Origin of the sequence: Streptomyces sp. NPDC101132 (assembly GCF_044759225.1) — a bacterium.
In the GTDB taxonomy this organism is placed as follows: domain Bacteria; phylum Actinomycetota; class Actinomycetes; order Streptomycetales; family Streptomycetaceae; genus Streptomyces.
This window is the reverse complement of sequence record NZ_JBIVYX010000001.1, coordinates 202728-216690: the sequence shown is the minus strand read 5'-3', so window position 1 is coordinate 216690 and position 13963 is coordinate 202728. Positions and strand designations below refer to the sequence as shown.

At 73.9% G+C, this 13963-nt stretch carries 11 protein-coding genes; 6 read left to right on the top strand and 5 right to left on the bottom strand.

Annotated features, from left to right (window positions below; genetic code table 11):
• Window positions 1-56: 56 nt before the first annotated feature.
• Window positions 57-590, bottom strand: a complete 534-nt coding sequence (locus ACIQUR_RS01065) for a sigma-70 family RNA polymerase sigma factor (protein WP_403656516.1) — start codon at window positions 588-590, stop codon at window positions 57-59.
• Window positions 591-968: 378 nt separating this feature from the next.
• Here ACIQUR_RS01065 and ACIQUR_RS01060 point away from each other — a divergent pair, with 378 nt between their 5' ends.
• From ACIQUR_RS01060 to ACIQUR_RS01050, 3 genes are all read left to right on the top strand, one after another.
• Entirely contained in the window at window positions 969-2156 is a 1188-nt protein-coding gene (locus ACIQUR_RS01060; protein ID WP_403656513.1) for a CapA family protein, read from the top strand.
• A 103-nt stretch (window positions 2157-2259) separates the two neighbouring features.
• Entirely contained in the window at window positions 2260-5565 is a 3306-nt protein-coding gene (gene lysX, locus ACIQUR_RS01055; protein WP_403656509.1) for a bifunctional lysylphosphatidylglycerol synthetase/lysine--tRNA ligase LysX, read from the top strand.
• Between the two features lie 173 nt (window positions 5566-5738).
• Window positions 5739-6638 carry a polysaccharide deacetylase family protein gene (locus tag ACIQUR_RS01050; RefSeq protein WP_403656506.1) on the top strand — a complete coding sequence of 300 codons (900 nt, stop codon included), beginning with the start codon at window positions 5739-5741 and terminating at the stop codon, window positions 6636-6638.
• Between the two features lie 136 nt (window positions 6639-6774).
• Here ACIQUR_RS01050 and ACIQUR_RS01045 read toward each other — a convergent pair whose 3' ends face one another.
• Window positions 6775-7437: a class F sortase gene (locus tag ACIQUR_RS01045; RefSeq protein WP_403656504.1), complete on the bottom strand. Its 663-nt coding sequence runs from the start codon at window positions 7435-7437 to the stop codon at window positions 6775-6777.
• Between the two features lie 344 nt (window positions 7438-7781).
• On the opposite strand from ACIQUR_RS01045, the gene ACIQUR_RS01040 reads away from it, so the two are divergent.
• Window positions 7782-8276, top strand: coding sequence for a hypothetical protein (locus tag ACIQUR_RS01040; protein WP_403656502.1), 495 nt, complete (start codon window positions 7782-7784; stop codon window positions 8274-8276).
• Between the two features lie 115 nt (window positions 8277-8391).
• Here ACIQUR_RS01040 and ACIQUR_RS01035 read toward each other — a convergent pair whose 3' ends face one another.
• The 3 genes from ACIQUR_RS01035 to ACIQUR_RS01025 all read right to left on the bottom strand — a co-directional run bounded on the left by ACIQUR_RS01035 (window position 8392) and on the right by ACIQUR_RS01025 (window position 10060).
• Window positions 8392-8913 (bottom strand): hypothetical protein, encoded by a 522-nt coding sequence (locus tag ACIQUR_RS01035; RefSeq protein ID WP_403656499.1) that lies wholly within the window; start codon window positions 8911-8913, stop codon window positions 8392-8394.
• 197 nt (window positions 8914-9110) lie between these two features.
• Window positions 9111-9875 (bottom strand): hypothetical protein, encoded by a 765-nt coding sequence (locus tag ACIQUR_RS01030; protein WP_403656496.1) that lies wholly within the window; start codon window positions 9873-9875, stop codon window positions 9111-9113.
• 59 nt (window positions 9876-9934) lie between these two features.
• Entirely contained in the window at window positions 9935-10060 is a 126-nt protein-coding gene (locus ACIQUR_RS01025) for a hypothetical protein (RefSeq protein WP_399941867.1), read from the bottom strand.
• An 894-nt stretch (window positions 10061-10954) separates the two neighbouring features.
• Here ACIQUR_RS01025 and ACIQUR_RS01020 point away from each other — a divergent pair.
• Both ACIQUR_RS01020 and ACIQUR_RS01015 read left to right on the top strand, forming a co-directional pair.
• Entirely contained in the window at window positions 10955-11767 is an 813-nt protein-coding gene (locus tag ACIQUR_RS01020) for an SAM-dependent methyltransferase (protein ID WP_403656493.1), read from the top strand.
• Window positions 11764-13944, top strand: coding sequence for a putative bifunctional diguanylate cyclase/phosphodiesterase (locus ACIQUR_RS01015; protein ID WP_403656490.1), 2181 nt, complete (start codon window positions 11764-11766; stop codon window positions 13942-13944). Before ACIQUR_RS01020 ends, ACIQUR_RS01015 begins: the two co-directional genes overlap by 4 nt.
• Window positions 13945-13963: the final 19 nt, after the last annotated feature.

The following is a 13963-nucleotide window of genomic DNA, read 5'->3' as shown; positions in this document are numbered from 1 at the left end:
CACAGTCTGCTCATGACTCCGGCCGGATTCTGGACGGACGGCGCGGCGCCGGGTGTTCAGGCGCCGAGCCCGTACCCCGGCAGTCCCTTCCGCAGGGCCCGCAGGGCGTAGTGCGTACGGGACTTGACGGTACCCGCGGGAATCCCGAGCACCTGTGCGGCCTCCGAGACGGAACGGTCGCGGAAGTAGACCTGGACGAGCACCTCGCGGTGTTCGGGGCCCAGCGAGCCGACCGCGCGGCGCACGTCGATGGCGGTCAGGGAGGACTCGTACCGGTCCTCGGGGGCGGGCCGCTGCTCCAGCGCCTCGGTCTCCACTTCCTGGGGGCGGGCCAGGCGGGCGCGGCGGGCGTCGATCGCGAGCCGGCGGCCGACGGTGAACAGCCAGGGCCGCATCGAGGCGTGCTCGCTCTGCCAGGCCTCCGGGTGCTGCCAGGCCCGCACCAGGGTCTCCTGGACCAGGTCCTCGGCGCGCTGGGCGTCGCCGTGGGTCAGGCCCAGCAGGAACCCGAAGAGGGCGCGGCCGTGCTCGCGCTGGAGTTCGGCCAGCTCGTCGGCGCCAGTGCGCCGGAGGGTGATGGTGTGGCTCACCGGTGGGCTCCTTCCCGGGCGGCTGAGTGGGCCGGTCGAACCCACCCTGACCTGCGGGTGGGGCCGCGGGAACCGCCGGGCGGCGGTGGCGCGCCCAAGGGCGCCGGGAGGGCCGCCGGGCGGGCGGCCGGTGCGACGAACGGTCCGAACGGTGCGGTGAACGGTCGTGCGGTTCGGCCGTTCCGGTGACCGGTTCGGCGCCGTTCCTTGACTTCGTGGCGCGTGTTCTGTGGATTCGAAATTCAGAACATCCGATAGTCCTACAAATGGGAGTCTGGTCCTATGGGGTCGACGGGTTCGGGTTCGACGGGTTCGAGTGCGCCGGGCACCACCCCCGGGGGGACGCGCGGACGCGCGCCGGGACGCCCGCGCCCGGCCGTGCGGCGGGCGGCGGCCGCCCTCGCCGTCGTCCTCGTGACCGCCGGCACGGCGGGCTGCTCCGCGGGACACGGCGGAGCGCAGGCCCGGCTCGCCGGCCGCCCGTCACCCCCGGCCGGCGGCAACACGGCGGGCTCCCCGGCCGCCCGCGGCTTCAGCCTGGTGGCCAGCGGCGACGTCCTGCCGCACGACTCGGTGATCCGGCGCGCCCAGGCCGACGCGGGCGGCGAGGGATACGACTTCAGGCCGATGTTCTCCCTGGTCAAGCCGCTGGTGTCGAAGGCCGACCTGGCGCTGTGCCACATGGAGACCGTGTACGGGCCCGACGGCGGCCCCTTCACCGGCTACCCCGCCTTCAAGTCCCCGCCGCAGGTGGCCGCGGGGCTCAAGGACGCCGGCTACGACGGCTGCTCCACGGCCTCGAACCACACCCTGGACGACGGCGCCGACGGCGTGCGCCGCACCCTGGAGGCCTTCGACCGGGCCGGCCTGGGGCACGCGGGTTCCGCCCGCACCGCCGAGGAGGCCCGCAGGGTCACCACGTACCGGGCGGGCAGCGCGAAGGTCGCGCACCTGGCGTACACCTTCGGCACCAACGGCTACCCCCTGCCCGACGGGCAGCCCTGGGCCGTGAACCTGACGGAGCAGAAGAAGGTCGTCGCGGACGCGCGGGCGGCCCGGAAGGCGGGCGCCGACGTGGTCCTGGTCAGCCTGCACTGGGGCACCGAGTGGCAGACCGAACCGGACGCGACGCAGCTGGCCCTGGGCCGGGCGCTGACCGCGTCGAAGACCGGCGGCCGGCCAGACGTCGACCTGATCCTCGGCACGCACGCCCACGTCCCGCAGCCCTTCGAGAAGGTCAACGGGACCTGGATCGTCTACGGCATGGGCGACCAGGTCGCCGGCACGATGATCAACTACTCCGACCAGGTCGACCCCCGGGGCAACTACGGCTCCATCGGCCGCTTCACCTTCGCGCCCCCGGCGGCGGCGGGGGAGCGGTGGCGGGTGACCCGCGCGGAGTTCGTCCCGCAGCTGATGGACCTAGACGCCGGCAGGGTGGTGAACCTGCCCGAGGCACTGGCGAAGGACCCCGGCCGGGACGACTACGCGACGGCGCGGGACGCGATCCGCGAGGCGGTGCTGAGCCGCGGCGCGGCGAAGGACGGCCTGGTCATGGGCCGCTGACCGGGCCGCCGGCCGGCTCCGCCCCCGGAGCCGGCCGCCCCCCCCGGGGGGGGGCGGGTCCTCCGCCGCGCGCCGAGCGGCGCCGCTGCCTACAGTGCGAATCATGAGTGTCACGGTGGAGCAGACGCAGGGCACCAGGAACCGCTTCCTGAACCGGGTGCCGGACGCCTTCGGAGCCTTCTTCGGCACCATCGGCCTGCTCTGCGTGCTCCTGGCGCTCTCCCCGGTGCTCCGGCGCGTCCTGCGGCCGGTCGTGGACTTCCTCGACGCCGTCCTCGTCCCGGTCAGCGCCAACCTGGCCTACGCCGTCTTCCTCTTCCTGCTCGCCGCAGCCCTCGGCAGCCGCAAGAAGGTGGCCTGGTGGGTCGTCGTCGCCTACCTGACCCTGCTGGTGCTCAGCGACGCGGCCTTCCTCGCGGAGGGCTGGTACTGGTACTCGGTCCCCTCGATCATCGCCGCCGTGGCGGCCCTGGCGCTGCTGGTCGCCGCCCGCGGCGAGTTCTACGCCGCCTCCCGGCACGGCGCGGTGTGGCGGGCGCTGCTGGTCCTGGGCCTCGGCCTGCTGCTGGCCGTCTTCCTCGGCTGGGCACTGGTCGCGATCTGGCCGGGGACGCTGCCCCGCTCCCAGTGGCTGGACTGGGCCGCCAAGCAGGTGTTCGGCGGGCTCTTCTCCGCCCGCCAGTTCGACGGCCGGCCGCCCCGGCCGGTGTACTTCTTCTGCGGCCTGTTCGGTGCCCTGGCCCTGCTCAACGCCGCCGCCACGCTCTTCCGCTCCCAGCGGCTGGAGGCCGCGCTGCACGGGGACGAGGAGCCGCGCATCCGGGCGCTGCTGGGCGCCTACGGCCGCAACGACTCGCTCGGCTACTTCGCCACCCGGCGCGACAAGGCCGTGGTCTTCGCCCCCAACGGCAGGGCCGCCGTCACCTACCGCGTCGAGGCCGGCGTCTGCCTGGCCTCCGGCGACCCGGTCGGCGACCCCGGCGCCTGGACCGCCGCGATCAACGAGTGGCTGGCCGTGGCGCGCCGCCACGGCTGGCAGCCGGCCGTGATGGGCGCCTCCGAGGAGGGCGCCACCGCCTACGCCCGCTCCGGCCTCGGCGCCCTGCAGCTCGGTGACGAGGCGATCCTGCACGTCGCCCACTTCGACCTCGACGGCCGGGACATGCGCGTCACCCGGCAGGCCGTCAACCGGGTGCGGCGCGCCGGCTGCACCACCGTGATCCGCCGCCACTCCGCCCTCACCGAGGAGGAGATGCGCCGCATCGTCGACCGGGCCGACCGCTGGCGCGACACCGAGACCGAACGCGGCTTCTCCATGGCCCTCGACCGGCTCGGCGACCCGCAGGACGGCGACTGCCTGCTCGTGGAGGCCTTCGACGGCGAGGGCAACCTGATCGCGCTGCTCTCCTTCGTCCCCTGGGGCAGGGACGGCATCTCCCTGGACCTGATGCGCCGGGACCGCAAGGCCCCCAACGGCGTCATGGAGTTCATGGTGGCCGAGCTGTGCGCGCAGGCCCCGAAGCTCGGGGTGCGCCGCGTCTCCCTCAACTTCGCCGTCTTCCGCTCCGTCTTCGAGGAGGGCGGCCGGATCGGCGCCGGACCGGTGCTGCGGCTGTGGCGCAGGCTGCTGCTGTTCTTCTCCCGCTGGTGGCAGCTGGAGGCGCTGTACCGGTCCAACGTGAAGTACCAGCCGGAGTGGTACCCGCGGTTCCTCTGCTACGGGGACGCCGGCTCCCTCGCGCGCATCAGCCTCGCCTCCGGCATCGCCGAGGGCTTCGTCTCCGTACCCAGCCTGCACAAGCTGCGGGGCCGGGCGCGGCCCTCCGCCGGCACCGCCGCGGCCCCCGCCACCACCGCCGGTCTGCCGCCCATCGGCGAACTCGGCCTGGCCGAGGAGGACGCGGCGGACGCCGGCACCGGTTCCGCCCTGCCCGAGCAGGTCCGGGTCCGGCACCGCAAGCTCGCCCGCCTCCAGGCCGCCGGCGTCGACCCGTACCCGGTCGGCATCCCCGAGCGCACCCACACCCTCGCCGAGCTGCGCCGCGCGCACCCCGGGCCGGCGCCGGACGCGCGGACGGGGGAGGAGGTCACCGTCGCCGGGCGCGTGATGGTCGTGCGCGACCTCGGCGGCGTCGTCTTCGCCGGGCTGCGCGACTGGTCGGGGGACCTCCAGCTGATGTTCACGCGCGACGGGTCCGGAGCCGACGTCCTGGCGGACTTCACCCGTACGGTCGACTTCGGCGACCACGTCGTCGCCACCGGCGAGGTGGGCGCCAGCCGCAGCGGCGAGCTGTCCGTCGTGGTCCGTTCCTGGCAGCTCACCGGCAAGTGCCTGCGCCCGCTGCCCGACAAGCGCAAGGGCCTGGCCGACCCCGAGGCACGGGTGCGCCGCCGCTACCTCGACCTGGTCGCCAGCCCCGAGGCCCGCGACGTGGTCAGGGCCCGGTCCGCCGCCGTCCAGGCGCTGCGGCAGGGCCTGCTCGACCGCGGCTACCTGGAGGTCGAGACCCCGATGCTCCAGCAGATCCACGGCGGCGCCAACGCCCGCCCCTTCACCACCCACATCAACGCCTACGACCTCGACCTGTACCTGCGCATCGCCCCCGAGCTGTACCTCAAGCGGCTCTGCGTCGGCGGCATGGAGAAGGTCTTCGAGATGGGCCGCACCTTCCGCAACGAGGGCGTCTCCTACAAGCACAACCCCGAGTTCACGATGCTGGAGGCCTACCAGGCCTTCGCCGACTACGACGTGATGCTGGACCTGACCCGCGAGCTGATCCAGGGCGCGGCCGTGGCCGCCCACGGCACGCCGACCGCCCTCAAGGCGGGGCCCGACGGCAGGCTCGTCGCCCACGACATCTCGGGGCTGTGGCCGGTGAAGACCGTGTACGGGGCGATCAGCGAGGCCCTCGGCGAGGAGGTCGACGCGGACACCGCGGAGCCGGCGCTGCGGCGGCTGTGCGACGCCGTCGGCGTGCCGCACGGCCCCGAGGACACCCGGGGCGACGTGGTGCTGGAGATGTACGAGCGGCTGGTGGAGGAGAAGACCGAACTCCCGACCTTCTACAAGGACTTCCCGACCGACGTCTCGCCGCTGACCCGCCAGCACCGCAAGGACCCGCGCCTCGCCGAACGCTGGGACCTCGTCGCCTTCGGCACCGAGCTGGGCACCGCCTACTCCGAGCTGACCGACCCGGTGGAGCAGCGGCGGCGGCTGACCGCCCAGTCGCTGCTGGCCGCGGGCGGCGACCCGGAGGCCATGGAGCTGGACGAGGACTTCCTGGACGCCCTGGAGTACGCCATGCCGCCCACCGGCGGCCTGGGCATCGGCGTGGACCGCCTCGTCATGTTCCTCACGGGGCGCACGATCCGGGAGACGCTGCCCTTCCCGCTGGTGCGCCGGGGCTGACCGGGTCCGGAGGGCCCCGTGCGCACGTCCGGGACCGGTGGCTCGTACGCCTGGACGCACGGAACCGGCCAGGGCGGCGCGCGGCAACCGGCCAGTGCGCCAAGCGGGTGCTTTCACCCCCTTGACCAGTGTTGATGAACGCCCCACGCTGTCTGGCGTGCGAGCAATTGATAATGAAATCGGATGAAGTGCTTCCGGGGCGGCGGGGCCTGCTGCGCACCGCCGTGTTCCTCGGAACCGCCGTCGCCGCCGGACTGCTGACCGGCGGCCGGGCCGGCTCCCCGGGCGGCGCCCAGGGCCCCGCCGGCGCGGCCGGCGCCCCGGCCGCCCCCGTAGGGATCCCGGGCGCCGCCCCGCCGAACCCCGGGCCGCCGCAGGCCGTACGGCCCCAGGTGCCGTCCGCGTACCGGCTCAGCCCGATGACGGCCGAGCTGCCGCCGCGCCACCGGCCCGCCAAACCGCCGGTGCGCGTCCGCCCGCTGCTCGAGGTGCCCGCACTGGGCCGGAACATGGTCCTCACCTTCGACGACGGGCCCGACCCCCGGTACACGCCCGGCATCCTGGACACCCTGCGCCGCCACGACACGCGCGCGGTGTTCTTCGTCTGCGGCGAGATGGCCGTCGAACACCCCGACCTGCTGCGCCGGATGACCGACGAGGGTCACGTCATCGGCAACCACACCTGGACCCACCCGCTGATCCCCAAGCTCAGCCGGCCCCGGCTGACCTGGGAGATCGGCCACACCAGCGAGATCGTCGAGAAGACCGTCGGCCAGGCCCCGGCGTGGTTCCGCGCGCCCTACGGGGCCTGGAACCGGGCGGCCTTCGAGATCGGCGCCGACCTCGGTATGGAGCCGCTCGCCTGGACCGTGGACACCCTCGACTGGATGGAACCCGGCACCGCCACGATCGTCGGCCGGGTGCTGCGCGGCGCCGCCCCCGGCGTCGTGGTCCTCTCGCACGACGCGGGCGGCAACCGCGCCCAGAGCGTGGCGGCCCTGCGCACTTACCTGCCCCGGCTGCTGGACCGCGGCTTCGAGATGACGCTGCCGCAGCTCCCGCCGCGCCGCTGAACCCGGCCGGGGGCGCCGCACGGACGGCGCCCCCGCACGGGCCCGTCTCCCGCCCGGCCGGGCGCCGTCGGCGTGGGATGGGTTCAGACCGGCACCCCGGCGGACCCCCGCGCGTGAGCGGGGGACCCGCCGCGGTTCAGCGGGTGTCCACCATGCGGGCGAAGACGACCACGTTGCCGTCGTAGCCCCGGGCCTTCGAGTAGCCGCCGCCGCAGGTGATCACCCGGAGCTCGGGGTGGCCGGTGTCCCCGTAGACCCGGGCGCCGGGGAAGTCGTGCTTGGAGAACACCTCCACGCCGTACACCTCGAAGACGGCGGTCCGCCCGTCGTACCGGCTCACCTCGATCTGGCTGCCCTTGCGGACCGAGCCGAGGCCGTAGAAGACCGCGGGGCCCTGGGCGTTGTCGACGTGGCCCACGATCACCGCCGACCCGCGCTGCCCGGGCGCGATGCCGTTGAGGTACCAGCCGGCCAGGTTCGGGTCCTGCGGGGGCGGGGCGTCGATCCAGCCCTCGGCGTCGAGGCCCACCGACATGACGGGTGCGTCCACGTTGATCGAGGGGATGCGGATGCGCTCCACCGTCGAGTGCTCCAGGGCCTCCAGGTCCGCCGGCGGTACGGGCGCGGCGGTGGCCGCGCTGTCGGAGGTGGCGCTCACGGCGGCGGCCGCGGCGGGCTGGGGCGGCCCCGGTTCGACGTTCGCGCCGTTCCTGATCATGGCGAGGCCGGTGAGCATGACCAGCGCCAGGACGCCCCAGGGGGACCGCTTCCTGGGCTGCCCGGTCTCGTCCTCGGTCATGGCTCTCCCTTCCCGACGCGGGATCCGGATTCCCGCGTTCTCTTCCCCCCTCCTTCCCGCACGCTAAGTCGGGTCGGACGGGAAGGCGAGGAGGAAGGTGCGAACGGGTGGCCCCCGTCCGGAAGGGGTGCGTCCATTCGAGTAAATGTCAGATAAGCATCTGATGGGTCGTGACCTGGGGATCCGTCAGATCCGGGGTCCCGCAGCCCGGCGTGTCGCCCCTCTCGGGAGGACCGGGGCGAAATGCGGCGGACGGTGCGTCCGGTGATGGTTCGTCATGGGAGGCGTTCTCGTCGATCAGCCCGGGCCACCGGTCCGGGGCGCTTCCCGCTGGAGGTTCCACCATGCGTGCTTCACGCGCCCTGACGGCGGCCGCCGCGGCCTTCGCCGTCCTCGGACTCGCGACACCCATCGCCGCCGCGGGCGGTGCTCCCGGCGGCGGTCCCACCAACATCACCGTCAACCCCTTCTCCGTGCACCAGGGCTCGACCATGCAGGTCAGCGCCTCGGGCTGCCACCAGGGCGGCACGGTCTTCTCGCCCGGCAACTTTCCCGAGACCGCCCTCTCGCCGGGGTCGATCGGCTTCGCCACGGTACGGATCTTCAACCACGCCGTGCCCGGCCGGCACACGCTCTCCGTCCGCTGCAACGGCAGCAGCCTCGTCGGCACCCACCAGTTCCAGGTCCTCGACGGCCGCGGCGCCCAGGGCGGCCTCGGCGGCTCCTTCGGCCCGACCGCCACCGAGACGGCCATCGGCGCCGGCCTCGTCGGCACGGCGGCCCTGGGCGCGGGCGTCCACCTGATGCGCCGTCGCCGCGCGACCCGCGGTCGCATCTGACCGGCCGAACCTCCCCGGTCGGATCGCGGAACCGCCCGTCGCCCCCGAGTCCAGGCCTGGACTCGGGGGCGACGGGCGTACGGAGTCCCTGCGCGGGGGCCGTCGGCGGGTGCCGTCAGTGGCGGCGGGCGCCCGACCGGCGGCGCACCACGTACGCCGTTCCCGCCGCGGCCACCACGAGCAGCCCGGCGCCCGCGGCGATCTCGCCCGGGGACATGCCCGAGACGCTGCCGCCGAGGCCGCCGCGCACACCCCGGGAGACCGCGGTGGACAGGGTGGTGGGCCGGACGGTGCCGCCGGCGATGGTCAGATCGGCCGAGCCGTTCTCGTTGTTGCAGGTGAACGTCACCGAGTACACCGCGCCCCGGCGGGCGTCGCGGTCGACGGTCACCACCACGCTCTGGCCGCGCGGAATGCTCACCGCGTCGAAGACCCCGGACGATGCGGTCGCGAAGGCCGCGTCGCAGCCGCTCACCGACAGCGTGGTGCGGCCGCCCGGCGCGACGGTCGAAGGGGTGATGGCGAAGCCGAACGAGGTGATCGGCTGGGCTTCCGCGGCGGTGGCCGCGGGCGCCCCGAGGGCGAGGGTGGCGGCCGTGGCGAGCAGTGCGGCGGAAGCGGTGCGTATCGCACGCATGTCAGTCCTCCGGGTCCCGAGGAGCATCTGCGGAACCGTTTCCACATGTGGGGGAATGTGCGCCTCGATGTCCGCCACGCTAGGTGGGGCCCCGGTGACCCGCGATCAGAGTCGGGCGAATGGGGCACGTCCGGCGGCCGTTCGGGGGACACCGGCGGCGTGGCACCCGCACGCGACGGGTGCCGCCGCCCCCGCCGTCAGCCGTCCAGGTGCGGGAACTGCCGCAGGAACGGCTCGGCCGTCGCCGAGATGCCCCGGCTGAAGGGCGCGTCGAAGTCCCAGATGAGGAAGAGCAGGAAGGCGATCAGCGCGCTGAACAGGCCGGCCAGCAGCATCTCGCGGAAGGACTTGCGGATCTGGAGCGTGAAGACCAGGCCGACGGTCACCACGGCGCCGGCGATCAGGCCGAACCACACCACGCCCGGCATGGTGGCCTCGGCGCTGTCGGCCCGGCCGCTCCGCGCGTCGTCGGCCGCCCCGACCTGGTCGACCAGCGGCTGGTAGGCCTGCCCCTCGTGGTCGGTCTTCGGCTCGTAGTCGGTCACGTCGCGCCGCACCTTCGCGAGCAGCTCCGTCCCGCGGTCGGTGACCGAGCCCTGCTCGGCCATGTGCCGCCACTCGGTGGTGACGACGTACCGGACGTACGCGTCCACGTCGGCCCGGATGCGGGCGCGGACCGCCGGCGGGTACACCTCGGCGCGGACGCTCACCTCGTGCAGGGCCTGTGCCTCCTGGCGCACGTACTCCTGGGCCGCGCCGCGGGCCTCCCAGACGCCGGCGATGGCCAGGCCGAGCACGATCGCGTAGATCACGCCGATCATCATCGTCATGTACTCGATGACGTCCGGCGTCTCGCTGGGGTCGTCGTCCTCGCCGATGCGGCGGTGGTTGAAGAAGGTGATGGACAGGACCACGGCGCAGGTCGCGGCCATCGCGATGCTCAGGACGAGCCATTCCGACACGGAGGAACTCCCGGTGGGTCAGGGGACGGGGCGGGCACGGCGGTGCGGGCGGGCAGGCCTCAGCGCGGGCGCAGGGCCACGATGGCCAGGACCGCCGGCGCGGTGGCGAGCAGCGTGAACGTGAGCACCGAGATGTGGTGTTCGCGGGGTTTGCGGGCCGGGGCCCGGTAGGCCGGGCGGGCCACGGGGCGCGGTGAGAGGACCGGCCGCGGCGGAGGGGGCGCCGGTGTCGTGCGCCGGACCGGCGGCGGGGGAGCGGGTGGCGCGGGGGCGGCGCGGTGCACCGGCGGCGGGGAGACCGGGCGGACCGGGGGAGTGGGCTTGGGCGTCGGCTTCGGGGTGGGCCGCGGCGTCGGCTTCGGCGTCGGCTTGGGCGTCGGCCTGGGGGTCGGCCTGGGGGTCGGCTCGGGCGTCGGTGGAGTCGGCTTCGGCGTGGGCTTGGGAGTCGGTGTGGGCGTGGGCTCGGGGTCGCAGTCGTGCCCGCGGCCCCGTCCGGGGTGCCCGTGGCCCCGGCCGTGCCCCTTCCCGTGCCCGCAGCCGCAGTGGTGGCCCTTGCCGTGGCCGTGGCCCTTGCCGTGCCCGCGGCCGTGGCCCCTGCCGTGCCCTTTTCCGTGGTCGCGGCCGTGACCGGAGCCGTCACCTCCGGCGACGGCCACCGCCTCCAGGGAGCCCCCGGGACCCATGCTCACGGAGGCGCAGCTATCGGCCACCGCGGGCGCGGATCCCAGGGTCAGCCAGAGCAGGACGGCGGCGGCCCATAACCGCCTGGCGGGTGGTCTTCTCACCCGGGGAGCATGGGCGGCGGCCGGTCGCGGCACGCGAGGAGCCCTGCCGATTCCCCTGAACGGGCGTACTTTCCACCGTATGGGTTTGAGCCAAAGACCGATGGCATCCGATCGCGATCCCCTCTTTCCCAAAAGGGATTTGTCGGTTTCGGTCATTCCGTGTGGCCCGTCCGGCACGTGCCTTTGGTGTGTGACGAAGAACGGATCGCCAATTTCCGCTTTGACTCGCTCCCTTGAGGGATGATCAGTAGATTCGGCTCGGACAGCTGACCGACTACGCCCTTGGAGACCTCGATGGACCGCCCGGACTGGGCCCCGCCCGGCATCGACATATCGGTGCCGAGCGTGTCCCGCATCTACGATTACTACCTGGGCGGATCGCACAATTTCGAGGTCGACAGGCAGACCGCCCGCCGGGCCATGGAATTCATGCCGGGCCTCCCCAAGATCATGCAGGCGAACCGCGCATTCATGCGCCGCGCCGTCCGCCACGCCGTCTCCGAGGGCATCACCCAGTTCCTCGACATCGGTTCCGGCATCCCCACCTTCGGCAACGTCCACGAGGTCGCCCGGGCCGCCTGCCCCGACGCCCGCGTGGTGTACGTCGACCACGACCCGGTCGCCGTCGCCCACAGCCAGGCCGTCCTCGCCGGCGACGACCGCACCGACATCGTCGCCGCCGACCTCCGCAAGCCCCACGAGATCCTGGGGAGCCCCCAGACCACCGCACTCCTGGACTTCGACCGGCCCGTCGCCCTGCTCCTGGTGGCCGTGCTGCACTTCCTGGAGGACGCCGACGAGCCCCGCGCGGCCGTCGCCCAGCTCCGCGACGCCCTGGCCCCCGGCAGCCTCCTGATCCTCACCCACGCCTCCCAGGAGGGCATCCCCGCCTCCCCCGACGCGGCCGACGGCGCGGTGCGGGTCTACCGCGACGCCCGCAACCCCCTCGTGATGCGCACCCGCGAGGAGGTCACCCCCTTCTTCGACGGCTTCACGCTGCTGGAGCCCGGGCTGGTCGCCATGCCGAGCTGGCGCCCGGACACCCCCGACGTCCAGGAGGATCCCTACGCCTTCTCGGGCTTCGCCGGCGTGGGACGCAAGGCGTGAGACTTCCCGCCCAGACGGAGGGATCCTCGGCGCTCCCGGACGACCCCGAGGACCGGATAGGCCGCTTCGCGACCATCTGGAGCCGGGCCATCTTCCCCGTCACCGCGACCTCCCTGACCCGGCCGGAACTGGAGGAACGCCTCCTCCCGCTGGCCCGCACCCTCACCGAGGCCCTGCACGCCCGGCCCTTCGACGCCGCCCCCGCCCAGGGAGTCGGCGCCGAACTCGTCGCCATCCACTGCACCGACCCCGAGGCGCTGTCCGGCACGCTCGGCGTGATCGACGCCTACCTCGTGCTCTACTGCGCGTCCGGCGGCGGCGAGCCCGCCGAGGAGTACCGGGCCCGCTGCTCCCGCCTCCAGCACGCCCTGGCCGCCGGCTTCGCCCGCGCCCTGCGCGAGCGCACCCTCCGGGAGCAGGAGGCCATCGCCCGCTCCGCGCTGACCGCCCGCACCGACGCCAAGGTCGCCCTGCACCTCAGCGAGCAGCGGTTCCGCGCGGTCTTCGAGGGCGCCGCCGTCGGCATCGGCATCGCCGACCTCGACGGCAACGTCCTGGAGGTCAACGAGGCGCTGCTGCGCATGTTCGGCGGCATGGAGGGCCACGTCCGCGGCCGCAACGTCATGGAGTGGGGCCACCCCGAGGACGCGCCGAACGTCTGGAAGATGTACGGCGAGCTGGTGCGGGGCGAGCGCGAGCACTACCGCGTCGAGAAGCCCTACTACCGGCACGACGGCACCGTGCTGTGGACCAACCTCACCGTCTCCCTCCTGCGTGACGCCGACGGCCGCCCCCAGTACCAGCTGGCGCTGATGGAGGACACCACCGAACGGCGGCTGCTCAACCTGCGGCTGCGCTACGAGGCCACCCACGACGCCCTGACCGGCCTGCCCAACCGCACCCTGTTCTTCGAACGCCTGGAGAAGGCCCTGTCCGCCAAGGAGGGCAGCCGCTTCGGCCTGTGCTACCTCGACCTCGACGGCTTCAAGGCGGTCAACGACAGCCTCGGCCACTCCGCCGGCGACCGGCTCCTGGTCGAGGTGGCCGACCGCCTCCAGGCGTGTGCCACGGCCTCCAGCGAGATGGTGGCCCGCCTCGGCGGCGACGAGTTCGTCGCCCTGACCACCGGCCCCGACACCGAGGAGGAGGTCACCGAACTCGCCGTCCGCATCCTCACGGCCCTCTCCGCGCCCATCCGGCTCGACGGCCGCGAGCTGACCGTGCGGGGCAGCATCGGCATCGTCGAGGGCCCGGCCGGCGAGCGCACCCCCGCCGAGGTGCTGCGCAGCGCCGACATCACGATGTACCGGGCCAAGGGCGCGGGCGGCAACCGCTTCGAGTTCGCCGACGCCGAGGCCGACGCCCGGGCCATCACCCGGCACGGGCTGACCACCGCCTTGCCCGCCGCCCTGGAACGCGGCGAGTTCTTCATCGAGTACCAGCCGCTGGTGCACCTCCACGACGGCAGCGTCCACGGGGCCGAGGCGCTCGTGCGCTGGTCCCACCCGCAGTACGGGGTCCTGGGCCCGGACCGGTTCATCCCGCTCGCCGAACGCACCGGCCTGATCGTGCCGCTGGGCCGCTGGGTGCTGGAGGAGTCCGTGCGCCAGGCCCGCACCTGGCAGCGTGAGCACGGCGGCCGGGCCGCCGGCGGCCCGCTCCGCATCAACGTGAACCTCTCGCCCACCCAGCTGCACCACCCCGGCCTGGTCGCGGACACCCTCCAGGTCCTGGAGAGCTCGGGCCTGGAGCCGGGCGCCCTGTGCCTGGAGGTCACCGAGTCCGCCCTGATCGGCGCCGACGACGAACTGCTCGAACCCCTGCGCCGGCTCGCGGAGCTGGGCGTCGACATCGCGCTCGACGACTTCGGCACCGGCTACTCGAACCTGGCCAACCTGCGACGGCTCCCCGTCAGCGTGCTCAAGCTGGACCGCTCCTTCACCCAGGGGATGCAGCAGCAGCCCGCGGACCCGGTCGACGTGAAGATCGTCGAGGGGATCGTCGCGCTCGCCCACAGCCTGGAGCTCGCCGTGACCGTCGAGGGCGTCGAGACCGGGGCGCAGGCCCGGCAGCTCCGCGAACTCGGCTGCGACACCGCCCAGGGCTGGTACTACGCCCGCCCCGGCGCCCCGGACCGCATCCACGCCCTGTCCCTCTCGGACGCGTTCGCGACCTGACCCGGGCCGGGCCCGCCGC

Bases quoted from the DNA above. Each gene is read 5' to 3' on its own strand.
- lysX (WP_403656509.1), top strand. From the start codon at position 2,260: ATGAGTGTCACGGTGGAGCAGACGCAGGGCACCAGGAACCGCTTCCTG.
- ACIQUR_RS01050 (WP_403656506.1), top strand. From the start codon at position 5,739: ATGAAATCGGATGAAGTGCTTCCGGGGCGGCGGGGCCTGCTGCGCACC.
- ACIQUR_RS01045 (WP_403656504.1), bottom strand. From the start codon at position 7,437: ATGACCGAGGACGAGACCGGGCAGCCCAGGAAGCGGTCCCCCTGGGGC.
- ACIQUR_RS01040 (WP_403656502.1), top strand. From the start codon at position 7,782: ATGCGTGCTTCACGCGCCCTGACGGCGGCCGCCGCGGCCTTCGCCGTC.
- ACIQUR_RS01035 (WP_403656499.1), bottom strand. From the start codon at position 8,913: ATGCGTGCGATACGCACCGCTTCCGCCGCACTGCTCGCCACGGCCGCC.
- ACIQUR_RS01020 (WP_403656493.1), top strand. From the start codon at position 10,955: ATGGACCGCCCGGACTGGGCCCCGCCCGGCATCGACATATCGGTGCCG.